This window comes from Streptomyces shinuiensis, from assembly GCF_043660855.1.
Lineage (GTDB): Bacteria > Actinomycetota > Actinomycetes > Streptomycetales > Streptomycetaceae > Streptomyces.
Genome location: NZ_JBIHML010000005.1, coordinates 73,465 through 100,019, shown reverse-complemented (window position 1 = coordinate 100,019; position 26,555 = coordinate 73,465). Strand labels below are relative to the sequence as shown.

Below are 26,555 nucleotides of genomic sequence, written 5' to 3'. Positions count from 1 at the left end.
CCACACACCCCGTGCCCGCCCCTGGAGAAGAGCATGAACGCCCTGGACCTGCCGTCCTTCCCGCCCTTCCGTCTCCTGCCGACCGCCGGGCCCGGCGCCGCGCACGACGTCGTCGGCCCCGACGACCAAGTCGTGGGCCAGGTCGACACCACCAGCGGCTTCCGCGGCCGGGCCGGCCGCGACACCGGCCCGCGGCGCCACACCGCGTCCGCCGCGGCCGAGGACACCGTCATGTTCCACATCGCGCTCCACGGCCTGCCGGCCCAGGAGCGGCAGCCCTACCCCGGCGTCGCCGAGGCACGCGCCGCGGTCGCCCTGATCCCTCTGCAGCGCCAGGAGATCGTCGACACATCCGCGCGCGCCTTCTACTTCCACGCCCTGCGCCAGCCCCACGTGGCCGCCGTCCTCGACGGCCTGGAGGCCGTCGCCCAGGAAGCCTCGTCCGTGGGCACACGCACCGGCTGCCGGCGCGTCGCCCGCCTCCTGCACCTGGTCCGCGCTCCCGCACACGCACTGCTGTCGGAGATCACCGGCGAGGCACGGGAGTGGATGGCCTTCCCTCTCGCCCGGCTGCTGACCACCACACTGCAGTCGATCACGCGCCTGGAGGCGACCACGGACCGGCCGCCGGCGGATCTACTGGGCCGCTTCCCCACCCCGCACGCAGCGGACTGGCTGCTGGACACCCTCCAGCGCACCTGGCGCGAGCTGCAGGCCGGCATCCCCGACTCCCCCGCGGCGCCGGCCTCGCTCTCCCGTGCCCTGGAGACGCTCCGGAGCACCGTCGAGAAGCTGCCGAGCAGGCCCTGCGCCCGCACCGAGCGGGACTGCCGGGCCACCGCCGCGGCGCTGGACGCCATCGCCGCAGCGGCCCGCACCAGCGCGGCCGGCATCCCCGACTCGCCCCAGAAGCTGCAGGGCCTCGTGCGGGAGCTGGAGGCACTCGCGGTCGACGGCAGTGAGCGCCTGGAGGCCACCGCCCGCCTCCTGGCCGACACCGGCCGGCTCGGCACGGTCCGTACGATCACCCAGGACCTGGAGCGCGCCGAACTGGGCCCGGAGAGTGCAGACGGCAACCGGCCCGTCCAGGTCGGCCGCCACGAGATCGGCCTCATCCACCGCACCGGTCAGGACGGCTGGACCGGCCCGGACATCACCGAGCCGTACCACTCCCCCGAGGGCGCGGCCACCGCGCTCGTACGCGCCCACTTCGCCCGGGAAGCCGCAGCCCGCGCCGCAGCGCGGCACTCCCGCTGACCACGCCGACGAAGGGAGCACTACCATCTCCGCGCTCAACACGACCCCGGTGCACACCGTGATGACCGGCGAGAGCACCGGCGAGCATCCGGACGGCGCCCGCGACCACGCCTTCACCGATGCGCACGCCCGTGCCACCCACCACCCGGAGGGCTACCCACACCACAAGGACCCCGCCTTCGAGCATCAGGCAGGCGGCGGTCCGTGCGCCGCCTGCGGCCCCTGCACCGACACCCTCGCAGAACCGCTCTTCCTGTGCGACACCTGCCTGACGCTGCTCGACAACGAACTGCGCCACTTCCTCACCCGCCCCGGCCTCTCCGACCGCGGCCCACAGCCCAAGTCCCTGACGAGCCGGTCACAGCCCATGCACTGACCTGCGACCCAACCCCCAATATCGACTCTTAAGACTTGCAATGCCACAAACCCGCATGTATAGTCTTAAGAGTCGAGGGGGGGAGGAAGCCCCCGGTAGGGGAGAGCATGGCGAGCAAGGAAGTCAAGCAGCTGATCAAGAAGCTCGAAAGCCAGGGCTTCACGGTGGAGGCGACGCGGAAGGGTCACTACAAGGTGTCGAGGAAGGGAGCGTTCGTCACGTACCTCCCAGGCACCCCCTCCGATCACCGGAGCCTGAAAAACTGCCTGTCCTACCTCAAGCGAGCCGGATACAAGCCCTGAGAGCGCCGGGCCGCTGGGAACCCCCAGCGGCCCGGCTCAGCCACCACCCCGGAAGACAAGGAAGAAACCCCGTGCCGTCGTACTGCGTGTGCGTCGAGTTCGACAACGCCAACGCCTCCCCCGACACCTACGCCGACCTCTTCGACGCCCTCCAGGACGTACACGGAGCGGTCGGGCCGGCCCCCAACGGCAACCTGTCCGCACGCCTCACCATCGAGGCCGACAGCGTCCTCCAGGCCGCCACGCTCGGCATCGAACGCACCCAGAGTGCAATCACCGGCCAGCAGGGTTCCCCCAGCAACGTCACCGGAGTTGAGGTGATCACCGAGGCGGAACGCGATCGCCGCTTGGCGGAAGGCGAGCAGGAAGAGGAGTCGCAGCCCCCTTCCGTCAGTACGCGAGGCCCCGTGCGGCCGTACTGCGTGTACGTCGAGTTCGACAACGCCAACGCCTCCCCCGACACCTACGCCGACCTCTTCGACGCCCTCCAGGACGTACACGGAGCGGTCGGGCCGGCCCCCAGCGGCAACCTGTCCGCACGCCTCACCATCGAATCAAGCGGTCTCAAGGAGGCTTGCGCCGTTGGACTCAACGCCCTCAAAGAGGCTACACAGCACTGCTCACTCCACATCGAACCTGCACTCATCACGGTGAGGACTGAAGAACGAAAGTAATCAACTTGACCCTGGTCATCGACCCCTGCGAACGCCAGACATAGAGGCGCTCTGACCAGGGCATATACCTATAGCTATGCCTACGCATATGACTCTACATGCTCCCAGCTCTACGCCCATGCAGATAGACATGTGCATACCTAATCAGATGCGCATCGGTATTGCCATTAATGAGCCTACATATACTCGCTACCTTGATCTTTGGGTGGTTCTTTTATGACTACCGATGCGACTACCCATATAGATAACCTCATGACCAATTTTAAGAATTCTCTAATCCCCATCTCTAGCACTTTCTTTATAGCCACCCTAGTCTTCTTCGATATCGACACCTTCATCAAAATCTCTATCACTTACTTTATAGTGACTTACCTACGTTACTAGCTAGCTTATCTACTAAGTCCTTAACGTTCCTTATGCTCAATCTTTTACGTTCATCTAGCCACCCCCTTCTTGCTCCCCTCTCTACTTTCTCACTTAATCCATGATTATTGAGTTACCTTACCCCTTACCCCTATCCGTCACTTGCTCCATTGCTGCCTTTTCCCCTACCGTAATTAATAGATGTATAGCGATATGTACTTACGCCTTCCTGTCCGCAGACTCACGCATCAATTTCCGTTCCTTCTTTCTCACTTGGTTACGCTGCTGTTCACTTGTTCTGCCGATCTTCTGTGTCACCTTCTCCATCCCCTCTCTCTCGCACCCCTCTCCCCCGACCAGCTCACCGTTTTGCACACCTGCCGCCCCTAGTTCCCGCCTCTCTTCGCTCCTCTCTGGCTCCACACCTCTTCACCTCCACCCCAGCAGCCACCCGTTGAGATTGATCTTTCTGCCAGCGATCAGCCACCCTCACTCGTCGACCTCCGAGCTCACCGGCCGAGCACACAACCGGACCGCTTAGGGAGCCGTCCCACCTCGCCCCTCCGGGCATCGCTTGAGCCGCGATCAGCAGGACCCATGCAGTTTTGTCAACCCAATGCTGCGTCGGAGACCCACGAGTCACGCTGGGACTGTTAAAGTCACGTCGGAAACACCCCTGACAGGGGCATAGCTTGCCCCTGCTGTTGAGGTGCAAGTAGCGCCTTTCCGCCTCAAACCCGAGCAAGTCGCCCAGAGGGCAGCCTGTTGAGTTGGCCTCCGGCAGGAAGAGAGTTCTCCATGGAGAAGATCGCCGTAGCAAGCCAGAAGGGCGGCCCCGGCAAGACCACTACGACGGTCAATCTCGCCGCGGGACTTGCTCTCGCAGGGTTCCGTGTCCTGGTGGCCGACATCGAGCCGCAGGCCCAGGCCGGGATAGCTCTCGGGGTGCGGTTGAAGGGAGGGGATGTCGCGAAGTCGCTGGCGCTCCCTCTGCAGCAGCTTGCCCAAGGCGTTCCCTCGAGTCTGCGAAACATCATCATCGACCGCAGCGAACTACTCCAAGCCCGCAAGTCGAAGGGTGCCCTTCACCTACTCGCATCTGAGCAGGCCACGATGAGCAACGCGCAGCACATCTTGCATGCAGCTGGCGTGGAGAAGGTGCATGTCCTTCGTACGTTGCTGGAGGAGCTTGATGACGAGTACGACTTCGCAGTGTTCGACACTCCGCCTGCCGTCCAGTCACTCAACGGCGTCGCTCTCGCTGCTAGCGACTACGCCCTCACGCTGTGCAACCCGAAGGGGGCGACTGTCGAGGGAGCCGTGACGATGCGCTCCACCATCCGGCACGTCAAGGACCGGACCCGCGGCCTCGCTGATCCCAAGTACCTCGGCGTGGTCCTCAACATGGCCAAGCCCATGGGAGAGTGGAGCACGGAAGAGATCGACGTCCGAAACCAGATGGTTGACGCCAACCTCCTACCGTTCGTTACGGAGATTCGCGAGGACTCCCGAATCTCCGGCAGCTACGCCAAGGGAGTGCCAGCGGTTCTGGGCTATGCCCGAGCAGCTCCCGGTAAGCGCTACGCCAAGTTCCTGCAAGAGGTGTTGGACAGGATGGACACCCCTGAGGAGGAGTGGGAGCTCGCCCCGAGCGCTGACGAGATGTTGGACGCCGCCGAGGCCGCCGTACCACCGCAGGCGAAGGAGGTTTCCGGTGTCTGAAGCTGGTAAGAGCCGCCAGTCCGACGACCCTGCCGGCGACTTCGCGGTAGTCAGAACTCGCCGCCCGCGGAGGCGAGGAAGCACCAATCGCGCGGCTGCAGCAGCGGAGCTGTTGTCCAACGCTGATAGCGTCGCCGCGAGTTCCTTCCTTGGGCAAGGTGGAGGGACGGTGGAGCCCTCGTCGCCTGCTGTCACACTGGCTACTTCCACAGCAGTGCCTTCCCCCGGCGGGAGCGAGGTCGTGCAGGCGGCACCGGCCGCCCCACAACCAGCCACCACCGCCACCGAACCGGCCACCACACCCACCGAGCCACCTGGTACTGCCACTGTTCAGGAAGAACAGGAAGAGACCGTGCAGGCGGCACCGGCCGCCCCACAACCAGCCACCACCGCCACCGAACCGGCCACCACACAACCAGCCACCACCGCCACCGAACCGGCCACCACACAACCAGCCACCACCGCCACCGAACCGGCCACCACACAACCAGCCACCACCGCCACCGAACCGGCCACCACACCCACCGAGCCACCTGGTACTGCCACTGTTCAGGAAGAACAGGAAGAGACCGTGCAGGCGGCACCGGCCGCCCCACAACCAGCCACCACCGCCACCGAGAAGAGGGAGAGCGCTCCTAGCCGGACAGGTAAGAGAGTCGCTACCTCGACACGTAAGCGGCCTGCCCAAAGTCCGGAGGATCCAGAGTACGGACGCGTGCAGCAAGAGGTCTGGAACAGCTTCATTGACTCAAGGGTTCACTCGCGCCAGTGGGATACGCAGGGCGTAAACCTGATCCCTGGCCTGTGGCCTCTTCTGAAGGGGCGGGTCCAGAGAGATCGGAAGTCCACTGGGCGCCCTGAGCTGACGCTCGGGCACTACTTGGACGCGGCACTGCGCACCGCGCCCTTGGACCAAGGCAAGCTGGTCGGACTCGCAGACAGACTGCAGGCCGAGCAGATGGGCCTCCCGAAGGGCAAGAAGACCACCCTTAGCCTCAGCCCTGCGGCTATAAGGAACTTCAGCGAGATTCTGGAGCTGCTGGAGGCTGCGGACTACGCCCGCAAGGGCAAAGACGTCGTCTCGGCTCTCGTACAGCAGTTGCTCCGTGATTTGGAGGCGGAGGGCCCGCTCCCGAAGCCGGCACCCGCACCACTTGTCTGAGGCGTGCGTCTTCTATCGAGAGGGGTCACCCCGGTCTGGGTGGCCCCTCTCGCTTGCCCGCGACACGCCTAGAGAGAAAAGCCCCATCCTGGCAAAGAGGGGCAAAATTTTTTCCTCGCCTCTTGGATTGCGGTCGGTACATGCCGCTTCGGAGCAGGTGCATCTGCGGGCCCATACTTCGTGCGGCGACTTCACCGACGCCCCCTGCCCTCTCTAGCGCCCCTGCCGCTGATCACCCCCTCTCCGCTCTGCGCGGCGGTGATCAGCGTGTATACCGATGCTTAGACCTATATGCACTCCTTGTTGCCTACCGGTGTCCACACCTTGATCTATACCAAGAACATGAACGATCCAGCTGTCGACAGCCTCTACCGCCGCTGCATCTGTCATCACGCGCACCCCGCTACGCACCTATGCCCCTGACAGGGGAATAACTCTCCGGGTTCAGGTATGCTGACGTCGCCAGGTTGATCTTCTTCCAGGAGTATCGATGCCCTCAGGTCGCCTCAGCGCCAACGCTGTTGCCGTCGCCGCTGGCGTAGACAGCAACTGGGTCTACCGAGCCGTACAGAACGGCGTACTGCCGGAGCAGCACTTCGAAGCCGACGTGATCGTTATCAAGGTCTACCGGGTGATCTCGCAGTTCGTGTGGCCGGACAGGCCTCGCCAACGCTCCAGGAAACACGAGATCGACACCTGGCAGCTCTCCGCCCTCCATGCTGCCCGTGATGCGGTAACCGACCCAAGGACCACTCCTGAGACGACCCTTTGGATCATGCAAGACTCGGTGCAAGTCGCCCATACCCGTGCAGAGCGAGCAGCCTTGGAGTCGGCTGCTGCCGACGGTCACGAGCCATCCTTGCTCGACGCTCAGGTAGCCCTTCGTCTCCCCATCGGACGGTGGATCGACGAGCTGCCGTCCCTTCTCGCACGCACTCCCAAGCGGGAACCGCGCAGGAGGACAACGACTCGAATCAGCCGCACTCAACGCCGTCCCGCGGCCTAGGTCTGTCGGGCTGTCGCGACACACGCAACTGGCCCGGGATTGCGGAGTCCCGGGCCAGCCCTGTCGAGGAGGTGAGCGCTACCCACATCTCTAACTGAATACCGTCGCGCGGCCGGCTTCCCTACCTCCCCAGGCAGTGCCGGTTGGCGATGGGTGTCGTCCTCGTACCTCCTCGACAGGAGCAAATCATAGCTACCCGTCCGAGGGCTGGCGTAGTCGTGCCTGATGGTGGCGTGAATCGTCCGCCGGCCCGTTCTCCGAACACTTCAACGATGCCGCCCACGGCCGTCCTGGCTGCGGGTGAGTCTCTGCTGCTGACCCGCTCGATGCGAGGCGCTCTCCTTTCTGCTGTGCGGGCGCTGTTGGAAGATCCGCGCCTGGCTGGTGCCCGTGATGTGGTGCGCCTGGCCGTGGTGGTGTTGCTGGCGAAGGCGCCGGCGACGTCGTCACGCGTGCTGGTGCGCTACCGGGACTTGGCCGGCTGGTTGGGCTGCTCGATCTCATATGTCGGCCACACGGTGGTTCCCGCATTGAAGGAAGCCGGGGTGGTCACGGGCGAGGCGGATCGCGACAAAGGGGGCCGCACATCGGCGGTCGTGCTGGACCTGCTGCCGCTGCGGGAAGCTCGAGCGGCGTCGGCCACTCATCCGCTGGCGTTGCTCAACCGGCGTGATCTGGCGACGCTGTTGCGGTTGTGCGAGGTGGTGACGTGTCCGGGGTGGTCGCCGGTGGGCGGGCCGGAGACCCCGGCGGGCTTCATGGCCTTCCGGCGGGGGCGGGATGCCGCGACCGACCGGCTGGCGATGGTGCTGCTCGTGCTGAACGCCCGCAGCGACGGGCGCGTTCGGATGGCGCCTGGGCGGGTTGCCGAGGGTTTTGGCCGCGCGGATGCGACGGTGGCACGGCTGTTGGGCTGCCCGGTCGAGGCTGGGGCCAAAGTGGTCGAGCGGCTCGTCGGCATGGGGGTGGTGGATTTCGAGCGGCCGGAGCGGTGGGGCCGGGGCCGGTTGCGGGTGCCTGCGGTCGCAGAGGCTTACGCCCGGGCGCGGATGTCTTCGGTTCCACAGGCTTCCGAGGAGTGCGAGGTCGGCGAGGGGGGTGCTGGTGGGTGCCCGCGGTGTGCGGGAAGCAGCGGCGCGGCCGAAGCCGACGGCGAGGGTCCGGAGCTGGTGCTGGCCGGCGACGGCTGGGCTCAGGAGAGCTTCGATGACGTTCTGGCCTGGGGCCTGGAAGGTGCATTCCGGGATCAGGAGGGGACTGGTGAGGCATCTTCGCAGGTGGGGTCGGGTCTGGGCGGGGTTACGACTGCTGACGGTTGTGCAGAACCCCACGCGGACCACTCACCTGTGGTTGATGTTCATGGAGTTGGTGCGGCTGATCGTGACTGCTTTTCCGGCTCTGCCGTCTTGGGTTGCGACGATCACCGGGAACGCGCGGGCGCGGGCGAGGATCAGGTCGATCCCTGCTCCGCGGCTGCACTTGGGGCAGGGGAGGTCCCGCTTCGCGGGGAGGAGCGCGATTCTCCCCCGCCCATGTGTGATGGCTCGGGACGGTCGGCGTTCGTGGGCCGAGTGGGTGTGCCCGACGACTTGCGCGAAGTGCTGGCGCCGGTGGCGTGGCTGTGGGCTGGCCTGGAGCGGGAGTCCACAAGCCGGTGGCTGGCGCGGGCGGTACGCCTGGAGCTGAGCCGACTGCGGGGTGTCGTTGGGGTCGGGCCTGCCGAACGGGCGCTGACCGAGCGGCTGCAGCGGCGGCTGGACCGGCAGCGTGCTCAGCCGGTGCAGGATCTCGCGGGCTGGTTGCTGCACCGGGGCCTTCCTCAGCGCACGGAGTGCTGGTCGGAGGTGTGCGATGACGGTGTGCGGATGGACACCGGCGGGGCGTGTGAGAGCTGTGCCTGCCGGGTCGGTGACCGGCGCAGCTTGCGGCAGGCGGTGGCCGCCGACATCGCGGCGCGTCACCCTCAGCTGTCTCGCGAAGCCCGGCGGCCGCTGTATGAGCAGGAGTTGCGGGCCCGGGTCGAGCTCCAGGCCGCGCACGACCTCGCACGCCGGGAGCGGGCGGCTCGGGAACAGGCTCAGAGCCAGCAGGCGGTCGAGGAGCAGCGTGCCCGGATCGCGCAGGAGGAGGCCGCGCGAGCGATGGTGCCGTGTCGGCAGTGCGGTCTGCCCGAAGCGGGCGGGCTCTGCCTGGGGTGCACGCTGCAGGAGAGCACCCGCAAGGTGGTCGAGGAAGCGGTCGACATCGTGCTCGCGCTGCGCGCCGACTTCGCCGATCCCCAGGCCGTGGCCTCCCTGGCTGAACAGATCGAGCGGGACACCTGGGCTGATGTTCGGCGGGTCGAGGTGTCCTGTGACTATCTGGTGGTGCGCGCCGATGCCGAGTGCGAGCGCGCCAGGCGACTGCTGGAGCAGCGCCGCCGTGAGGCGCTCGTGTCGCTGGGGGAATCTCCGGCGGCGAGGGCTGAGGCCCTGCACGTGCAGCGGATGGCTCTTCGCCACATCTGGCCGGTGACCGAGAAGGCCCGAGCGGATGCCACACGCGCCGCGCACGAGGCTCGGGCCCGGGTAGCGCACGAACTGCTGGTCGGCCACCTGGCCAAGCTGCGCCGCTTCCGGTCCGAGTCGGTTCCCCGCCCGGCTCGGCGGCCGTGGTCGCAACGGTTGGCCGAGCTCGCTGCCCAGCCGCTGGAGGCCGCCGCTTCGGGATCGGCGCGATAAGGGGTAGCCGCCCTCGAACGCAGTAGATGGTCGCCGGTGGTGGCCGGGTGGCGCGGTTGTTCTCCAAGGGGGCAGTCGGGGCCCTCCCCCCATGTCGGGGCTGCACTGGTGGATCCGGCCGGGGCGGGGCCGGTGCGGGTGAAATCTATCCACAGGCGACCTGGGTCAGACTCGCGGTAACCAAGGGAAGGAGTCGGTGTTGACCACCAGCCGCGGCCGCGTCCAGCTCACGCTCACCCACCGCGTTCTGATCGCTGTGGTGGTCCTCGGCGCGGTCACCGTCGCAGGGATCGGCTTCGCCGGGTCCTACTCCGCGGTCAGCGAGCTGGCTGAGCGAAAGGGCTTCGGTGCCTTCGCACCGTGGTTCCCCATCGGCGTGGACGTGTCGATCATCATGCTGCTCGCCTTGGACCTGCTGCTGGACTTCTTCGGGATGGCGCTGGTCCTGCTGCGGTACACGGCCTGGTTCCTGTCCGCAGCCACGATGGTCTTCAACTCCATGGCGGCCTACCCCGATCCGCTGGGCATGGCGATGCACGGCACGATCCCGGTGGCCTTCCTCGCGGCCGTCGAGGCCGGCCGGCGGGCCATCAGCCGGTTGGCCGGCCTCTCCGAGGACCGTCGCATGGACAGTGTGCGTGTCTCGCGGTGGCTGCTGGCCCCTCTGAGCACTGCGCTGCTGTGGAGGCGGATGAAGTTGTGGGAGCTCAGGTCCTATGACGCGGTGATCAAGCTGGAGCAGGAGCGTCTGGTCTACCGGGCCCGGTTGAAGTCCCGGTACGGGCGCGGCTGGCGGCGCAAGGCGCCAGTGGAGTCGCTGATGCCTCTGCGTCTGGCCCGCTATGGGGTACCGCTGAGCGAGACGGCACCGGCCGGTCTGGCCGCCGCCGGTATCGAGCCCGGTCTGCTGCCCGTCGCGCCGGCCGAGGTGCCCTTCAGCGATACCGGCACCTCGGCGCCACCGGGCGGCCGGATGCTCAAGGCAGCCCCTCAGATCGTCTCTGGCCGGCAGGACTCGCCACGGCCGGAAACGGAACCGGCAGTGGCCCCCTCCCCGCCGACTGGCGAGTGTGAGGAGGGCCGACAGCCCGACGTCGGCGCGGTCGCGCCGCCGCGCGGTAGCGCGCCGGCTCCCGTGCCGGGCGGGGCCGGCGAACCAGGTGGCGCTCTTGAGTCCGAGCAGGGTGAGGCCGGTAGGCCGGAGCGCGAGGTCGGCCAGCATGCTCAGGCGATCGCCGGGCTCAAGCCGGCGGATGCGGTGCGGTACGCGATCCGGGTTCTGGGCAGTGCCGATGCCCCGACCCTGACCCGATGGCTGAAGGAGCACGGCAAGCCTGTCAACAGCGGCCAGGTCTGGCGGATCGCGCAGAAGGCCAAGGAGAGCAGCATCACGAAGGCAAGCGAGAGCAGTCCTGCCTCGTCGAAGACCGCAGCCGTTGCCTGATGCCCCGCTGCAGTACGCCCCGGCACTGCACACCCCTCCCGTTGCACCACTGCACGGATGCAGTGCAGCGCTGCCCCGCGGCGGCAGGCGCTGTCCGTGCATCACAGCGGCGCAGCGGCAAGGCCGGGTGCCTGCCCGTCGTTCCGCGACCCGTGCACTGCTGCGGCCGGAGCAGCCGTGCCTTCGGCGCAGAGCCGATGGTTCATGGCGTGCAGCATCGTGCATCCGCAGACGGCCGGCCTCTCCGCTGTGCTCCGGCCCTGCCGGCCGCGGCGCCCAAGAGGCCGCAGTCGGCAGGGCCGGAGCACAGCGGGTTCTCGCCCGGCCTCTTCGCCCATCGCGTGACGGGCGAGCAGCGCCTCTGCTGCTGGACAAGTAGCTCCGGTGCAGCACCCTTGTGCAGTGCGGCCCGCCGGGCGGCACTGCTGCATGCAGGAGCGCGGAAGCAGTGGAGCGCAGCCGTGGGCGCTGCACCATGCGAAGCCGGATCCTGCACGGTGCAGCACCCCGTGCAGGACTGCACTGCACAAGGGTGCTGCACCGGCGAAATCTATCCACAGGCGGACCGGCCTAGCGTCTCTGCAGAGCACTGCCCGCGCTGTGCGGAGGGCACCGACCGTGCGCACTGGAGGAAAAGAGCAATGGCGCGCAGCGAATTCGACCGGCAGATCGAGGAGAGCATCGAGGCTGCCATCACGGGCATCGGACGGCTGCTGTCCGGACGGGAGATGGACGGCGTGCAGCGGACGGACGCCACCTTCTTCAAACGCGGGAGCCGCGTTCTCGACGGTGCCGACGGGCGGGTGGGCCCGTGGGCATACCGGCCCGGATGGCAGAGGGCTGCGGCCCGGGTCACCGGGCTGGGAGCCATCGGCGCAGGCGGCTGGTCCTACTGGACCGACCCCGAGCAGACCCTCCAGGTGCTCCAGTACGGAGTCGGCGCCGCCGGCGGGCTGCTCCTGACCGGCGGCCTGGTGCACGCGGTGCGCAACCGCGGGCAGCGCGAGCTGATGCGGGAGTGGATCGAGCCACTGCACCTAGCCCTGGCCGGTCCGCTCGGCATCCCCGCAGCGACGCGGCCGCGTTCCTACCTGCACATCCCGGCGAACTTCTCCGACGACGACGCCGAAATCCGCATCGACCTGCCGGTGGATCTGACGTTCAACGAGCAGGTGGTGGCCGAGATGGTCATCAAGAAGCTCGCCCTGCAGGGCGTGTCCTTCAGCTGGAAGTACGACGGCCGCAAGCCGCATGTGACGGTGAAGAAAGTCCACCGGCCTCCGAGCAAGGTCGTCTTCACCGATCCGAAAGTCAGAGAACTCGTACAGAAGGTCCCCGAGTCGGCGCCACTCATCGGCCTGGAGCGCGGGCAGAAGGTCGTCTCCGTCGACCTGGACGCCGAATCGCCGCATGTTCTCGTCTCGGCGGGGACCGGCGGCGGAAAGAGCGTCATTCTCCGCACCATCGCCTCTCAGCTGATCCACCACGGCGCGCACGCCTACATCCTGGATTTCAAGCGGGTATCGCACCTGTGGGCACGCGGCGTGAAGAACGTTGAGTATTGCCGGGATATCGCCGACATTCATGACGCTTTGATTCGCCTGGGGGCCGAAGGGCGGCGAAGGATCCATGCGGCGGAACAGCTCGGCGACGACGCTGACCCGTCCGAAGTCGGGCCGCGTATTGTGATTCTCCTGGAGGAGATCAACGCGACCATGAAGCAGCTGACGCGCTACTGGGAGAAGATCAAGGAAAAAGGTGATCCGAAGGTCTCTCCTGCGGTCGACGCGCTCGCTGAGATCCTGTTCATGGGGCGTGCCGTTCGGTTGCACGTTCTGCTCGTCGCCCAGTCGGCCACGGCCCGCGCGCTGGGCGGTCCGGAAATGCGTGAGAATTTCGCCACCCGTATTCTCGCCCGGTACACGCAGAACGCCTGGCGCATGCTGGTCCCCGAGGTCCAGCCAGCCCCGAAGAGCACCCGGCACATCGGACGCGCCCAGGTCGTTCTGGGAGGCGTCGCCCATGAGACGCAGGTGATGTTCATGAGCGACGCCGAGGCCCGCGCCTGGGCCATGGCCGGCACCTCCGGCCCGCCCGCTGTGACGCCGGAGAAGGCGGCAACCTCCCAGACTCCCAGACTCCCAGATGAGCCTGCCCACCAGGCGAAACAGGGGGGCCACCTCCCAGCTCCCCTGAGAGAAACGGACATACCGGCCGAGCTGGGAGGTGGAACCTCCCAGCTGGAGGCCGTGCCTGCCGCAGCTGCCGAGGAGGGTGGCCGCCCCCAGCGGGGCACCGTGTCGGAGCCGCCTGCGGCCGCCGCCGGAGAGGCGGCCGCAGGCGAGCAGGAGGTGCCCGGCAAGGTCGCCGAGGCGGAGGTGCTGACCTTGCGCCAAGCCCAGGAGCAGCTTTTCCCGCACCTCACCCTGGCTGCTCTGCGCAAGGCCCGGACTGACGATCCTGACTTCCCCAAGAATGCAGGGAAGAAAGGAACTCAGATGCTGTATCGGCCTGATGATCTATTGAAGTGGGCGCGTAACCGCCCCAAGGGAGGCATGGGAACAACGGTCGACGGGGAAGCTGGCGCGTCCTGACCCCCGCTCGTCTTCCTGGAAGGGCCCGCACTCGGTGCGGGCCTTTTCTTGTGTCCGGTGGGATCCGGCTGCGCATCCGGCGGGAAAATCTATCCACAGGTCATCCGGCTTAACGTTTCGGTGTGAGCTTTCCGCAGCACGCGTGGAGGCCCGTCCATTCATGGTGCCCGCCTGGGCGGACGACCGGATCATAAGACGGCCGAGGAGACCGAGATGACGTGGTGGAGGAAGGTTCTAGGCCTTCCTGGAAGAAAACCATCGGGGGGTGATGAGCTTGCCGATGCGCTTGCCAGCCGGACACGGCGCGCTGCCGAAGAACCCGATCGGAAACCGCCGGGCAAGGCATCGGAGGCACTGGGGTGGGCGGAGGAGGATGAGGGGTCGGGAAGTGTCATAGCGCGCCGGGCCGGCCTCGGCATTGTGTGGCTCGTCATCGGCCTGCTCGCCTTCGCCGGCGTGCGGGCCATCCTCTGGCCGCCGCAGCAGCAGGAAACGGCGCCGAAAGCCGATCCCCGGGTCGAGGCGCAGAAGGACGACGTTCCCGAAGCCGCCGCGCAGCAGGTTGCCGCCCGTTTCGCCCGGTCCTACCTGACGTGGTCCGAGGACAGTCCGCAGGCACGCGAGGAAGAGCTTGCGCGAGACCTGCCCCAAGGGGCCGACACCAAGGCCGGCTGGAACGGGGAGGGCTACCAGCTCGTCGCGCAGACCATCCCGGGCGAGGTCACCCAGACCCGCCCGCACCAGGCCCGCGTCGTGGTCGATGTCCGGGTGTCGACCACCGTCGGCAAGGGGGCCAAGGCCCGCACCGTGTCCTCGTGGCGCGCTTTGGAGGTGCCTGTCGCTGAAAGCGGCGGCCGCGTCCTGGTGACGGGGCAGCCAGCCCTGGTCGGCCTGGAAGAGCCCGTGGAGTGGAAGGCCCCGGAGGATCCGGACACCGACACCGCGATGACCGAGGCCACCCGCACGGCTGTCGAGGACTTCCTGAAGGCCTGGGCGGCCGGGACGGAAGACCAGACCACCGCACCCGGCGCGACGATCGCGCCACTGGGTTCCGGCGTGCGGCTGCACTCCCTCGACAGCTGGGCGGTACGGGCCGGATCCGGTGCCCACCGCACCGGTATCGCCACCGTGAGCTGGCAGATCGCCGGCGCCCAGCTGCAGCAGACCTACCGCGTCACGCTCGCCCAGGTCAGCGCCAATAACGCCTCGCGGTGGCAGGTCTGGCAGGTGACGGCGCAGTGAGCCCGCACGCGCCACACCGCGCTCCGCCCCTCAACGGCTGCAGCACCCACCCAACCGTCGTACCCCAACCTCAAGGAGAGCCATGGGCGGCAACGAGCTGACGTCCTACATCATCGCCATCGTCGCCTCACTGTTCGGAGCGGTTCTGGCCGTGCGCATCTTCGCCCACTGGGGCAGGAGCGAGTGGGGAAAGCTCGTGACCTGCTTCCTGGGGGCCGCTGTCGCCGCCTTCTGCATCTTCAGGACCAACCAGGCCATCGAGATCCTCAGCTCCCTGGGGACGAAGATCGCCAGCGTCTTCAGCTGAGAGCGGGAGACGTGATGCGAGCTTCGAGGACTTACACCCGGCACTGGGACCTGGAGACGAGACAGCACGAGCTGCTGGGGATCGACCTGGGCGAGGGCATCCCGCGCACGATGCTGCGCTACGGCTTCGTCTTCTTCGGTGTCTGGTGGGGCGGCTGGCTGCTGCTGGCCGGCTTCCCCTCCCAGTCGGCCGTGCCGTTCTTCCTGCTCCCACCGGGCTGGCTCACCTATGCCGGGGCCAAGCGCTCCCTGACCTACTGGCGGCGCACCAACCTCCTGGTGTGGGGCGTGCACGCCCAGTACCTGCTGCGCGGAGTCCAGCCCGTCGTCGGCCGCGGCCGCATCCCGGTGCGCCGGCTCGGCCTGCGCTTGCGGATGCGTCGCCTGGGCGAACGGTTCCCCCACCTGCCCCAGGTACCCGGCGTCGGCCATCTGTTCGCCGACCGGGGCGCGGATCCCGCCCGCTCCACCGGCAAGCCCGTCCGCATCCGTCCGCGGGTGCGGCTGTACGGGCCGGACGCGGTGGCCAAGTCCCGCCGACGCCTGCGCCGCCGCAAGCGCCGCGCGCCCGCCCACCCCCAGGAGACGTGAGATGAGCAGCGCCCAGATCACCATGCCGATCGAGGCCTTGCGCCAGAGCGTGCACCTGACCGACACGCACACGGTCCGCGCACTGCAGCACAGCGACCATGTGCTACTCGGTCTCGCTGACGGCGACGAGCCCGTCCGTCTGCCAAACGAGCCGGGCAACGTCCTGGTCGCCACCGGCGGTGGAGGCGGCACCACCACGGTGCTGCGCGCCATCGCGGCCCAAGCCCTGCACCACGGCGCGCGCGTGGACATCCTCGACATCGACACCCGGCGCCCTTCCCACAGCTGGGCGACCTCCCTGCCCGGCGCGGCCACCCACAGCCGCATCGGCGACGTGCACGCCTTCCTCGTAGACATGTCCCACCGCCTGCGCCAGGCGGACACCGGACCCGGCGACGGCTGGTCGTCGCGCCGGTTCATCGTCATCGAACACGCCGAGCGCCTGCTGTACGGGCTGCGCCAGCACTGGGCACTGACCCAGCCCGACAGCCAGCTCGAGGACGCCCCCGGTGTGGAAGCGCTCGGCGCCTTGCTGGCGGCCGGTCACCGCATCGGCATCCAGCTGGCCGTCGGCAGCACCCGCGGTATCCCGCCCTACCTCGGCACCACCGTCGGCGACGCCTTCCCCACCCGGGTCCTGGCCTATGCCGGCCAGACCCTGTGGACCCGCATCGCACCAGAGGTGTGGCCGGTGCCGCCCTACTCCGTCATCCCCGGCCGGATGCACGCGGTGCAGCACGGCCGCGCCACCCGTTTCCAAGCCCTGTACCTCAGCGAGTCCCAGGCCCGCTCCTGGGCCCGTGGCACCGTCCCGAAGGAGTACCGATGAGCGCAGCGAAGACGAAACCGAAGAAGGGAGTCTCGCGCATCGGCCGGCTTCTGGGCCTGGGCGCCGAGCGGTTCATGCCGGCCCCGCAGCTGGTCGCGGTCGCCGACGGCCTGGTGGCCACCACCACGACCGCGGAGGCGTGGTTTGTGCTATCCAGCGCCAACACGGACCTGATGCCGGAGCAGGGCCAGGACCTGGAGCAGGATGCTGCGGCTCTGGCGCTGAGCAAGGTGCTGTCCGGCTACGACTGCCACCTGAAGGTGCTGTGGTCCCAGCTCGACGGCGAGGTCTACCGGGCCGAGGCGCACGAGCTGTTCACCGCCGGCGACGTGGAGGCGTTCGCCGACATGTGGGCCAACCGGCTGGATGGCCTGGACCTGCCCCAGCGCCATCTGCTGCTCGGAGTGAAGATCGCCGAGCGGTCCACCGCGGCGACCGCGACCGTCAAGGACACTGCCACCGCCGCGCTCGGCCTGCGCCACACCGGTCTGCCCTCAAGCGAGCTCGCCCAGCTCGACGCCGCCGCCCGCCGACTGGAACGCCGGCTGGAGGCGACCCCGTGGCGAGCGCGGATCGCGCCGGCCGAACTGCTGGCGTGGGCGATCAGCCGGGAGTCCTACCGGCCCCAGCCCGCACCGCCGAACCTTCCGGTCATCACCGGTGCCTCCCTGGTACGGCTGAGCCAGTCCCGCGCGGTCCCGCACAGCGACCACGTCGAGCTCCTGGACGCACGCGGCAACACCGCGGCCTGGGTCGCCGTGCTGGCCATGCCCACCTTTCCCGAGCAGCTCTACACCCCGGGGGAACAGGAGTGGCTGCGCTGCCTGTCGGAGATCCGCTACACCCACGCCTCCGGTGGCGAGCTGCTGGTATGCCCCGAGGCGTCCGTGCGGTTCAGCGTCTGGCGCAAGGGCAACGCGATCCGGGCCGTCGACAAGGTCCGCCAGTCGGCGAAGGAGCAGCGCCGCTCGGCTGCGGAGGGGACGGCCGGCGAGACCCTGGCCGAGATCGAGGAGACCGAGAGCGTCATGGAGGGCCTGCGGCAGCGGATGTCGCGGGACAGCATGACGCTGCTGGAAGACCACCCCCGGTTGTTGGTGGCCTCCACCGAGTCCCTGGAAGACCTCCAGGCGCGCTGCGACGCGGTCATCGCCCACTACGCCGGCCTGTCCATCGACGTGCGCGTGGCCGCCGACGAGCAGCGGGAGATGTGGCTGGAGAGCCAGATCGGGGACATGCTGCGCGTCACTGACCTGGGGCACATCCGTGAGACCGACGCCCTGGCCGCGTCCATGTTCTGGGGCGGGTCCGAGGCCGGCGACGACGAAGGACCGATCGCCGGGCTGCTGACCGGCACCACCCCGGGCGTCTGCAGGTTCGATATCACCGCCGGCTCGGCGCGGGGCGACGCCACCACCACAGCGTTCCTGGGCCGCTCCGGGCGCGGCAAGACCACCTCGATGGAGCTCGCCACGCTCACCGCGGCAATGCGCGGCGCCTTCGCGCTGATGCTCGGCTTCAAGGGCGATGAGGGCGGCCTGATCAAGGCCGGCCGGTACCTCGGCCTGGACTCCCACCACGTCACCTGCGGCACCAACACCCCCGGCGTGGCCGACCTCTTCCGCGTCCTGCCGCACGGTGAGGCCGCCCTGCAGGTCGTCTCACAGATGCTGGTCATGCTGCCGGAGCAGATGCGTAACCAGGGTGTGGAGACCCACCTGCTGCGCGCGGCGAACACCGTCGGCGCACACTCCGACCCGGCGTCCTGGCGCGTGGTGGAGCTGCTGAGCGCCGACGAGCACGAACTCGCCCGCGACGCCGGGCAGGCCTTGGCGGAAGTCGCCCGCACGCAGCTGGGCGCTCCGGTGCTGGGCAGGCCCCAAGAAAGGGCCTCACCCCTGCGGCCGGAGCCAGGCCTGTGGCTCGTGCAGGTTCCGGGCCTGACCATGCCGCAGGCCGGAACGAAACCGGCGGACATGACGATGAACGAACGCGTCTCCCTGGCGCTGATGCGCGGCCTGATCGCCTACGCCCTCAACACCGCCTCCCGTGCCGATCTGCGGAACCTGCCGAAGGTCATCAGCGTGCCGGAGGTGCACGTATTGACCGGCACCGACGACGGTCGGCGCTTTTTGGACCTGGTCGCCCGCATGGGCCGCGCGCTGGACACGAGCCTGGCCATCGACAGCCAGGACCCGCACTCCCTGCTCGGCCTGGACGGCGTGCTGGAGGCCATCACGACCGTCTTCGGTTTCGAGCAGTCGACGAAGGTGCAGCAGGACGCGCTCGCCGAGCTGCTGCGGCTACCGGTCGGCGACGCCAGCCGTGCCCTGATCCACGGCGTCGGCAAGACGGCCCGAGGTGTGATCAGGCACGGCCACTGCATCATCCGCGACCGGTTCGACCGGGTGGCCACGATGCAGTGGGACGCCCCCAGCGCCGAGCTCCTGCGCGCGCTGTCCACCAACCCCAAGGACCAGGCAGAAGACACCGAAGCCGAGCAGAGCGAGCGCGACCAGGAGCCGTTGGAGGACCAGGGCGAGGGGCCGGATGCCGGCGTCGACCGCAGCACGGCAGGATCGGAGGCTGCGTGAACACCCGTATCCGACCAGGGAGCGTGCATGAACCCGCGCATCCGCCGCACCGCCGGCGCCGTCTTGACCGCTGCCGTACTCACCGCCCTGCCGGCCTGCTCCTCCGACTCCGGCTCAGACTCGGACAAGCCGGCCTCCGGGCCGGCCACCACCGAGCTGGTGACCAAGGCCGCCCACGACTACATGCACGCGTGGATGGCGGTCGAGCCCTCCGACGCCGCAACGATGTGCGAGCTGCAGACGAAGGCCGCCCGCCCGAACTTCGACGAGGACGGCGGCACCCTCGCCGGCTGCATCAAGGAGCGGCAGAGCGACAGCTCCGACGAAGCGGACAGCAACCGCGGCCCGCTCGACATCAAGATCAGCAACATCCAGGACGTCCCCGCCTCCACCAGCCACCCGGCCGGCAAGGGAGCGCTGGCCACCATGCAGCGGCCCGGCGAGGACCAATTCCGCTACGTACTACGCCTTGTGAAGGAGGGTGACAAGTGGCTCATCGAGCAGACGAGCGACGTCGGCGACCGCTACGCGCACACCGCCGATCCCGTCGCACCGGTACTGGCCGCGATGGACTGATCCGCCGCGCCGGCCGCCGGATCCGCGCCGTGCGGCCGCCGCGGCTGCGCACCCTCCTGCTGTGGGCCGTCGGCCTGCTGACCACAGTGATGGTCACCGGGCCGGCTGCGGCCGCCGACGACACCGACAAGTACAAGCCGGGCGGCATCGGCGACCTGATGCCCTCCCCGATCACTCCGCCCGGCCAAGGCACGCTGTTCGAGACGTACCCGGCCGAGGTCTACCGGCTCGACAAGCAGCTCTCCGACAGAATCACCGGCGGCGACCTGATCGACGGCAGCCTGCACGGGATCGCCTCGATGCTCATGGTGGCCGTGGCAATGGTGGGCCGCGCAGCCGTCACGATCACGCAGTGGTGCTTCAACGTCATCTCGCTGCCCGAGATCGAGCCGGCCATTTCCAAGGCCATCGGCGCCGCGGCCACCCCGATGGCAAAGATGTTCCTGCCGATGGCGCTCGCGCTGGGCATGTTCATCGCCTGGGCCCGCCGCTCCGACCACAGCATGCTCGGGCAGATGGCCTGGGTCGCCGCCTCCGCAGCCCTCGCCGCGACGTTCTTCACCTCGCCTCAGACCTGGGTCAAGGGCATCGACCAGGCCCGCCAGGCCGGCTCGACCGTCGCCATGACCACAATCGACGGCGGCCTGTCCGGCGACACATCCACCGCGATGCCGTTCAGAACCCCGACGCCCGCCTGGTCGGACAGCGGCCGCGACAACGCCCTCCGCAAGGCCAGCGACGCCGTGTGGCGCACGTACGTGGCCACCCCCTGGTGCATCGCCGACCTGGGATCCATCGAGGCCTGCAAGCGGTGGGGGCCGGAGGTCCTCAAGCGCGGCACCGACATGGACAAGCGCGAGGACTACCTGTCCGAGAACATGAACACCGACAACGCCGGTCACGAAGCGGTGCAGTGGCGCCAGGGCCACACCCCATCCGGGCGCATCGGTGTCCTGCTGGCCGCGCTGATCTCCGCCGCCATCTTCTGCGCCCTGGTGATCGTGCTCGCGGCCGCCATGGTCGCCAGCCTGCTCGGCGCGCTGATGCTGCTGGTGTGCGGGGTGGTGTTCGCCGCTCTGTGGTGCATCCCGGGCCGGCCCAGGCAGTGGGGTGTGTCCTGGTTCGAATCCCTGATCGGCCTGATCCTGGTGTCCTGCACCGCCACGATGCTGCTCGGCAGCGTCATGATCATGAACACGGTGCTGCTGTCCGCGCTGCAGGTCTATGGCTGGCTCGTCGTGTCGATGCTGAACATCGCCGCAGCGGCGATGGCGCTCAAGATCAAGGGACGGCTTGACGGCATCGTCTCCGCCGGCGGCGCCCAGCTCGCCGGCCGCGGCGTCCTGAACACCGTCGGGCACCTGGCCGCCACCCGGCGAATCAACAACGCCCTCGGCGCCACGGGCCGCGGTGGCGGCGGTGGCGGCCTGGTGGGCTGGACACGGCGCGTCAACTGGGGTGCCACGCGCGACCGGTGGGGACAGCACGGTGGTGCGTCGTCGTCCTCACCGGCTGGCAGCGGCACCGACAACGGCAGCACCATCCGAGTCACCCGCGCCCGCACCTACCCGCAGCCACCGAGCTACCCGAGGCTGCCCGCCGGCGGCTACGGAGACCACGCCGCCACCCGGCCCGGCCTGCCCGGCGGCCCCGGTGGACCTCCCAGCCCCGGCCGCCCCGGCGGCCCGGACGGCCCGGGCCGTCCGGGTGGTCCTCCGCATCCCGGCGTGCCGCATCAGCCCGTTCCGGACTTCGCCGCCGCCCACGCGGCCAAGGCCGGCGCCGCCCGGCAGAAGGCGACCACCGCGCGCACCGGTTACCCGGTGCGGCCTGGGGCACCTGAACGCCCCGGCGTGCCACACCACCCGCGCCAGAGCGGCCCGAAGGTCGTGCAGGGCACAGTGGTCGACCCGCCGAACCCGGTCGGAGCCAGATTCCGCTCCTACCCGCCGGCGCCTGCTCAGCGGCCCCCCACGGCACGTACGGCCGCACCACCGGCCAGCCGCCGAACGGTTGTACGCAGTGAGGTCGTTCGCCGCAGCGAACCGCCCTCGCCGCGACGACGCGGCTCCTGACCGCCTTACCTCCCCCCTCTTCCGCTCGTGAGACCCCCGCGGTCCGGCCGCTGATCGGCCGGACCGCCCCGGGGCCATCCCGCCATGCCGTCATGCCCGCCTGCGGCACACCCACCCGGAGCTCCACATGCCCGACCACCACCGTGACGAGACCCCGAGCACCGCTCCCGCGGACGAGGCCACCACCTCAGGCGCCCGCACCCGCCACGGCACGTCCGAGCCGCGCACCCCGCAGCAGTGGCGCGAACTCCTGCGCGAAGAGGATCTGCCCGAACAGTTGGACGAACTCCCGTACTTCCAGCGACGCCGCGCACGCAAGGCCTGGCGCTCAGCCCGCCGCGACGCCCGCGCTCAGTGGGTCAAACGCGAGCGCAGGAACGTACCCACACCCATCACCGTGCCGATCATCGCGCTGCTGCTGGCCGGCTTGGTCGCCGCCGCCTCCTGGCTGTGGCCGGGCAAGGACAGCGACACGGTGCGGACCAAGCCGCACAGCACGCTCACCACCGCGCCCGCCTCACCCGCTACCACCGTGCCCGAACAGGCCCCCACACCGAGCGCCACGGTCGAGCTGCCCGACACACCCGACGGCGTCGCGCAAGCCTTCGTTACCGCTTACTGCACCCGCAACCCGATGCAGGACACCAGCCACGTCGACGCGGTCACCCGTGCCGCGCCGTACGCCTCCGATGCCCTGATCCGCAACTTGAAGAAGCACGGCGACCTGGACTGGAACAAACTCATCGCCGCGCAGGCCCTCACCGCCACACCGGCCAAGGTCACCATCACCACCCCGGCCGCCAAGCAGAAGCTGCCGCCGGACACCTCGGTGCGGGTCTACCGCCAGGCCACCACCCGCATCGATGTCACGGGCACCGAGGACTACAGCTACACCCGGCGCCTGACCGTGGAGGTCTCCCGTGCCGACATCGGCCAGCCCTGGCAGGTCACCCGCGTTCTCGGAATCCAGGAGTAGCCATGGATCAGCGGGATGCCACCCAGATCGCGATGCAGGCGGCCGGCGTCGCGAAGAAGGGGCTGATGCTCAAGGTCGGCGTGATCGCCGGCGTGCTCTTCCTGATCGGGCTGCTGCTGCTGGGCGGTCTGTCGCCGCTGCCGTCCGCTCAGGCCTTCAGCTGCGAGGACACCGGGCCGGGCACCGGAGTCTCCGCCCCGGACGCCGGTACCAGCCCGCCGGCCGCCGGCAGCGTGCGCACACAGCAGCTGGCGAACGCCCGCACCATCGACAAGGTCGCGCAGAAGCTCGGCCTGCCCGGCAAAGCGACCCTCATCGCGCTGATGACGGCGATGCAGGAGAGCACCCTGCAGAACCTGAACTACGGCCACGCCGACAGCATTGGGCTGTTCCAGCAGCGGCCCTCGATGAATTGGGGAACCAAGGAGCAGATCATGCAGCCCGAGTTCGCGGCCACGTCCTTCTTCACCGGCCGCGGCGGCAACAAGGGGCTGGTCGACATCCCCAACTGGCAGACGCGGCCGCCCGGGGACGTCGCTCAGGCCGTCCAGCGCAGCGCGCACCCCGACCTGTACGCCGGTCACGAATCCGCCATGCGGGCCCTGGCCAGGGAGGCCGGAATCGACCTCGGCCGCCAGGGCACCAGCGCAGACAACAGCCCGGGAACCGACGAGGACGCAGCCTCCGGTGAGATCCCCAGCGTCTGCGAGGACACCGGCTCCCCGGCCAGCGGCAAGGGCGGCACCTTCACCGACGGCAAGGCCACCTGGAAGCTGACCAACCCGCGGTCGGTCGAAGAAGCCATCGCCTGGGCGCGTGCTCACGCCGGTCCCAACTCCACCGGCGGGTGGTACCGGCTGTGCCTGGCCTTCGTCGCGCAGGTCTACGGCTGGAACGTCAGCGGCGTGTACTACGCCATCGACCACTACAAGGTCGTCCCCGCCGACATGCGCCACGACGGCGACCGCCACCCGCCTCCCGGCGCCCTCATGTACTGGGACACCGGGCGCAGGGCCGGCCACATAGCCGTCTACCTCGGCAACGGCCTGGTGGCCAGCAATGACATCGAACGCAAAGGCCACATCGACATCGTCAAGGCCGATGCCTTCGAGACCAAATGGCGCGCGAAGTACGTCGGTTGGACGCCGCCGTACTTCCCCAAGGCCAGCTGACCCCACCCGGCGGCTGCCGGCCGCCGGGCCCTCCTCTCCACCACGCCTTCCCCTCACCTTGCTCGAGAACGAAGGGTCCGGCCACGATGACCACTGCCCTCGACCTGCGCTCCACACCCAGCTACCGCCATCTCCTGACCACCCCACACGTTCTGCGCCTCCTGGTCGGCGCCGTCGTGGGCCACCTCCCGGTCGCCATGGCGCCGCTCGCCCTTCTGCTGGCCGTCCGCGCGGACGGCGGAACCGTCAGCCAGGCCGGACTCCTCGCAGCCGCGTACGGCGTCAGCGCCGCCCTCGGGCAGCCCTGGTGGGGGCGGATGCTCGACCGGCACGGACACCTTCCGACCCTGCTGGCCACCGCCGTGGTGTCCGCCGGCGCCTTCACTGCCCTGGCCGCCTTGTCCACGGCCGACCACCCGGTCGCTGCCGTACTGCTGACCCTCACCGCCGGGCTGGCCACCCCGCCCCTGGAAGCAGCCCTGCGCGTCCTGTGGCCTACCCTCACCGCCACCGGTCCACAACTACGGGCCGCACTCAGCCTGGACGCGTCCGCTCAGGAAGTAGTCTTCATCGCAGGCCCACTCCTGGTCCTGGTGTGCAACGCCACCACTGGCGCCGCGGCGGCTCTGGGCGCCGCAGCTCTGCTCGGCCTGGTCGGCGCCCTCGCCTTCGCCACTGCCCCGCCGTCCCGGCGCTGGCTTCCGATACCGCCGCGCCGCGTGGACTGGATGGGCCCGCTGCGCGTCCGAGGACCGCGCATCCTGGCCTTCGCCCTCATCGGCGCCGGTATCGCGCTCGGCACGCTGAACGTCGTGGCCCTGGCACTCGCCGAGCACCACCATGTGCCGGCCGTGTCCACGCTCGTCCAGGCCGCCCTGGCCGTGGGCAGTCTCACCGGAGGGCTGCTGTTCGGCCGACTGCGGCTTCCCGGGTCCAGCACCGGGCATCTGCGCGGTACCGCGATCGGGATGACCGTCGGACTGGTGCCCTTCCTGCTCACGCCCGGCCCCGTGATTGCCGTGGCCGCAGCCGTGTTGCCCGGACTGTTCCTCGCGCCCCTGCTCATCAGCGTGTTCGCGAGCCTGGAACACCTGGCTCCCAACGGCACGTTGGGCGAGGCCTCCGCGTGGATGATCGCGGCACTGGGCCTGGGGCAAGCCGCCGGCGCGGGACTGGGCGCAGCCGTAGCCGATTCCGGGCCGCTCCTGCCAGCTGTCACCGCACTGGCCGGCGCCGCCTTGGCGGTCGCGCCCCTACTCCTTGGCCGCCGGGCCCTGGCCGGGGCGCCCGTACCGCTTCCTCAGCCGGACGAGAACCGTCCGGTCCCTGTTTCCTGAGACGTTCATCAGCGCCTCCCGACGCCCACTTCCGCAAGAATTTCGGATGTTTTGCCCATGAATAGCAGAGTCTGTGACCTCGCTCGCTCGGCGAAATCTATCCACAGGCAGATCGGCTGACGATGGGTCCCGGTGCGCAACACCGCCGTAGAAGCGGATGTTGCTGCCGTTCTGCGTCCCGATTGTGGAGAGGTCATTTTCCATGTTCAGAACTCGCGTACGCCTGCTGCGGCGTGCATCGGCGACGGCTGCCGTAGTGGCCGCGGCCGGTCTGCTCGCGGCTTCTGCCGCGTCGGCGGCGGAGCAGCCGTCAGAGGACAAGCCGACTGCGAGCGTGCCGGACCTGCCGCTCGTCGACGCATCGGCATCGGCTCAGGCCAGCACCGGATCGAGCGGTGAACTGGGGGACGGAACCGACCCGGAGCCCGGTACGGATCCGACCGACCCGGGTGACGGAACCGACCCTGGCACGGACCCCGGCACGGACCCTGGACCGACCAACCCCGAGCCGACCGATCCCGAGCCGACCGATCCCGGCACGGACCCTGGACCGACCAACCCCGAGCCGACCGATCCCGAGCCGACCGATCCCGGCACGGACCCTGGACCGACCAACCCCGAGCCGACCGATCCCGAGCCGACCGATCCCGGCACGGACCCTGGACCGACCAACCCCGAGCCGACCGATCCCGAGCCGACCGATCCCGGCACGGACCCTGGACCGACCAACCCCGAGCCGACCGATCCCGAGCCGACCGATCCCGGCACGGACCCTGGACCGACCAACCCCGAGCCGACCGATCCCGAGCCGACCGATCCCGGCACGGACCCCGGACCGACCAACCCCGGCTCTTCGGAGACCACCGATCCCGGTAGCGGCGGCTCGAACCACGACAGGGGCGGCGACGGCTCCGGGCAGGAGGGCCGTACCTCGCAAGTGGACGATGCCAGCCGGGCGGCATCACTCCAGCAGGACACCGTCGAGCCGGCAGGTAGTGGATCGCTGGCCCACACCGGTGCATCGAGCGACGGCGAACTCGCCTACGTCGCCAGCACCATGATCGCGGTAGGCGCTGCGGCGGTCGGTGCCAGCGCGTACTCGCGCCGCAGGACGCGGCAACAGGGGTAGTCGGCCACCCAGCGCTGAAGCGGCGCGGCCGCGTACGGCCAGTCCATCGGCATGCTGCGGCTGCGTCGTTTCAGCGCTGGCCTGCCCCGGCAGCCCGAATGCTTCGCT

The 26,555-nt window shown here is 69.0% G+C and carries 20 protein-coding genes; all 20 read left to right on the top strand.

Annotated features, from left to right (window positions below; all coding sequences use genetic code 11):
* Nucleotides 1–33: 33 nt before the first annotated feature.
* The 20 genes from ACGRHY_RS29065 to ACGRHY_RS28970 all read left to right on the top strand — a co-directional run bounded on the left by ACGRHY_RS29065 (nt 34) and on the right by ACGRHY_RS28970 (nt 26,447).
* Nucleotides 34–1,257: a hypothetical protein gene (locus ACGRHY_RS29065; protein WP_394638644.1), complete on the top strand. Its 1,224-nt coding sequence runs from the start codon at nt 34–36 to the stop codon at nt 1,255–1,257.
* A 49-nt stretch (nt 1,258–1,306) separates the two neighbouring features.
* The gene (locus ACGRHY_RS29060; RefSeq protein WP_394638643.1) at nt 1,307–1,633 is read left to right on the top strand and encodes a hypothetical protein; all 327 of its coding nucleotides are present in this window, start codon (nt 1,307–1,309) and stop codon (nt 1,631–1,633) included.
* Between the two features lie 107 nt (nt 1,634–1,740).
* Nucleotides 1,741–1,935: a hypothetical protein gene (locus tag ACGRHY_RS29055; RefSeq protein ID WP_394638642.1), complete on the top strand. Its 195-nt coding sequence runs from the start codon at nt 1,741–1,743 to the stop codon at nt 1,933–1,935.
* Nucleotides 1,936–2,006: 71 nt separating this feature from the next.
* A complete protein-coding gene (locus ACGRHY_RS29050) occupies nt 2,007–2,609 on the top strand; it encodes a hypothetical protein (protein WP_394638641.1) in 603 nt (200 codons plus the stop codon).
* 1,161 nt (nt 2,610–3,770) lie between these two features.
* The gene (locus ACGRHY_RS29045; protein ID WP_394638640.1) at nt 3,771–4,694 is read left to right on the top strand and encodes a ParA family protein; all 924 of its coding nucleotides are present in this window, start codon (nt 3,771–3,773) and stop codon (nt 4,692–4,694) included.
* Nucleotides 4,695–4,935: 241 nt separating this feature from the next.
* The gene (locus tag ACGRHY_RS29040) at nt 4,936–5,856 is read left to right on the top strand and encodes a hypothetical protein (RefSeq protein ID WP_394638639.1); all 921 of its coding nucleotides are present in this window, start codon (nt 4,936–4,938) and stop codon (nt 5,854–5,856) included.
* Nucleotides 5,857–7,134: 1,278 nt separating this feature from the next.
* Nucleotides 7,135–9,582 (top strand): hypothetical protein, encoded by a 2,448-nt coding sequence (locus tag ACGRHY_RS29035; RefSeq protein WP_394638638.1) that lies wholly within the window; start codon nt 7,135–7,137, stop codon nt 9,580–9,582.
* Nucleotides 9,583–9,781: 199 nt separating this feature from the next.
* Nucleotides 9,782–11,026 (top strand): DUF2637 domain-containing protein, encoded by a 1,245-nt coding sequence (locus ACGRHY_RS29030; RefSeq protein ID WP_394638637.1) that lies wholly within the window; start codon nt 9,782–9,784, stop codon nt 11,024–11,026.
* Between the two features lie 641 nt (nt 11,027–11,667).
* On the top strand, nt 11,668–13,620 hold the full coding sequence (locus ACGRHY_RS29025; protein ID WP_394638636.1) for a pRL2-11: 1,953 nt from the start codon (nt 11,668–11,670) through the stop codon (nt 13,618–13,620).
* A gap of 213 nt (nt 13,621–13,833) precedes the next feature.
* Nucleotides 13,834–14,862 (top strand): conjugal transfer protein, encoded by a 1,029-nt coding sequence (locus ACGRHY_RS29020; protein ID WP_394638635.1) that lies wholly within the window; start codon nt 13,834–13,836, stop codon nt 14,860–14,862.
* An 82-nt stretch (nt 14,863–14,944) separates the two neighbouring features.
* Nucleotides 14,945–15,169: a hypothetical protein gene (locus ACGRHY_RS29015; protein ID WP_394638634.1), complete on the top strand. Its 225-nt coding sequence runs from the start codon at nt 14,945–14,947 to the stop codon at nt 15,167–15,169.
* A gap of 14 nt (nt 15,170–15,183) precedes the next feature.
* The gene (locus ACGRHY_RS29010; protein WP_394638633.1) at nt 15,184–15,759 is read left to right on the top strand and encodes a hypothetical protein; all 576 of its coding nucleotides are present in this window, start codon (nt 15,184–15,186) and stop codon (nt 15,757–15,759) included.
* Nucleotide 15,760: 1 nt separating this feature from the next.
* Nucleotides 15,761–16,588, top strand: a complete 828-nt coding sequence (locus ACGRHY_RS29005) for a cell division protein FtsK (RefSeq protein WP_394638632.1) — start codon at nt 15,761–15,763, stop codon at nt 16,586–16,588.
* Nucleotides 16,585–19,182, top strand: coding sequence for an ATP-binding protein (locus ACGRHY_RS29000; protein ID WP_394638631.1), 2,598 nt, complete (start codon nt 16,585–16,587; stop codon nt 19,180–19,182). The genes ACGRHY_RS29005 and ACGRHY_RS29000 overlap by 4 nt, the downstream gene beginning before the upstream one ends.
* A 27-nt stretch (nt 19,183–19,209) precedes the next feature.
* Nucleotides 19,210–19,758, top strand: coding sequence for a hypothetical protein (locus tag ACGRHY_RS28995; RefSeq protein WP_394638630.1), 549 nt, complete (start codon nt 19,210–19,212; stop codon nt 19,756–19,758).
* A 29-nt stretch (nt 19,759–19,787) separates the two neighbouring features.
* Nucleotides 19,788–21,833, top strand: coding sequence for a hypothetical protein (locus tag ACGRHY_RS28990; protein ID WP_394638629.1), 2,046 nt, complete (start codon nt 19,788–19,790; stop codon nt 21,831–21,833).
* A gap of 127 nt (nt 21,834–21,960) precedes the next feature.
* Nucleotides 21,961–22,809, top strand: coding sequence for a hypothetical protein (locus ACGRHY_RS28985; RefSeq protein WP_394638628.1), 849 nt, complete (start codon nt 21,961–21,963; stop codon nt 22,807–22,809).
* A 2-nt stretch (nt 22,810–22,811) separates the two neighbouring features.
* Nucleotides 22,812–23,981 (top strand): peptidase M23, encoded by a 1,170-nt coding sequence (locus ACGRHY_RS28980; protein WP_394638627.1) that lies wholly within the window; start codon nt 22,812–22,814, stop codon nt 23,979–23,981.
* Between the two features lie 86 nt (nt 23,982–24,067).
* Entirely contained in the window at nt 24,068–25,318 is a 1,251-nt protein-coding gene (locus ACGRHY_RS28975; RefSeq protein ID WP_394638626.1) for an MFS transporter, read from the top strand.
* A gap of 202 nt (nt 25,319–25,520) precedes the next feature.
* A complete protein-coding gene (locus ACGRHY_RS28970) occupies nt 25,521–26,447 on the top strand; it encodes a hypothetical protein (protein WP_394638625.1) in 927 nt (308 codons plus the stop codon).
* Nucleotides 26,448–26,555: the final 108 nt, after the last annotated feature.

Coding starts and splice junctions, on each gene's coding strand:
- ACGRHY_RS29065 (WP_394638644.1), top strand. CDS start 34: ATGAACGCCCTGGACCTGCCGTCCTTCCCGCCCTTCCGTCTCCTGCCG.
- ACGRHY_RS29055 (WP_394638642.1), top strand. CDS start 1,741: ATGGCGAGCAAGGAAGTCAAGCAGCTGATCAAGAAGCTCGAAAGCCAG.
- ACGRHY_RS29045 (WP_394638640.1), top strand. CDS start 3,771: ATGGAGAAGATCGCCGTAGCAAGCCAGAAGGGCGGCCCCGGCAAGACC.
- ACGRHY_RS29035 (WP_394638638.1), top strand. CDS start 7,135: ATGCCGCCCACGGCCGTCCTGGCTGCGGGTGAGTCTCTGCTGCTGACC.
- ACGRHY_RS29025 (WP_394638636.1), top strand. CDS start 11,668: ATGGCGCGCAGCGAATTCGACCGGCAGATCGAGGAGAGCATCGAGGCT.
- ACGRHY_RS29020 (WP_394638635.1), top strand. CDS start 13,834: ATGACGTGGTGGAGGAAGGTTCTAGGCCTTCCTGGAAGAAAACCATCG.
- ACGRHY_RS29015 (WP_394638634.1), top strand. CDS start 14,945: ATGGGCGGCAACGAGCTGACGTCCTACATCATCGCCATCGTCGCCTCA.
- ACGRHY_RS29010 (WP_394638633.1), top strand. CDS start 15,184: ATGCGAGCTTCGAGGACTTACACCCGGCACTGGGACCTGGAGACGAGA.
- ACGRHY_RS29005 (WP_394638632.1), top strand. CDS start 15,761: ATGAGCAGCGCCCAGATCACCATGCCGATCGAGGCCTTGCGCCAGAGC.
- ACGRHY_RS29000 (WP_394638631.1), top strand. CDS start 16,585: ATGAGCGCAGCGAAGACGAAACCGAAGAAGGGAGTCTCGCGCATCGGC.
- ACGRHY_RS28995 (WP_394638630.1), top strand. CDS start 19,210: ATGAACCCGCGCATCCGCCGCACCGCCGGCGCCGTCTTGACCGCTGCC.
- ACGRHY_RS28985 (WP_394638628.1), top strand. CDS start 21,961: ATGCCCGACCACCACCGTGACGAGACCCCGAGCACCGCTCCCGCGGAC.
- ACGRHY_RS28980 (WP_394638627.1), top strand. CDS start 22,812: ATGGATCAGCGGGATGCCACCCAGATCGCGATGCAGGCGGCCGGCGTC.
- ACGRHY_RS28975 (WP_394638626.1), top strand. CDS start 24,068: ATGACCACTGCCCTCGACCTGCGCTCCACACCCAGCTACCGCCATCTC.
- ACGRHY_RS28970 (WP_394638625.1), top strand. CDS start 25,521: ATGTTCAGAACTCGCGTACGCCTGCTGCGGCGTGCATCGGCGACGGCT.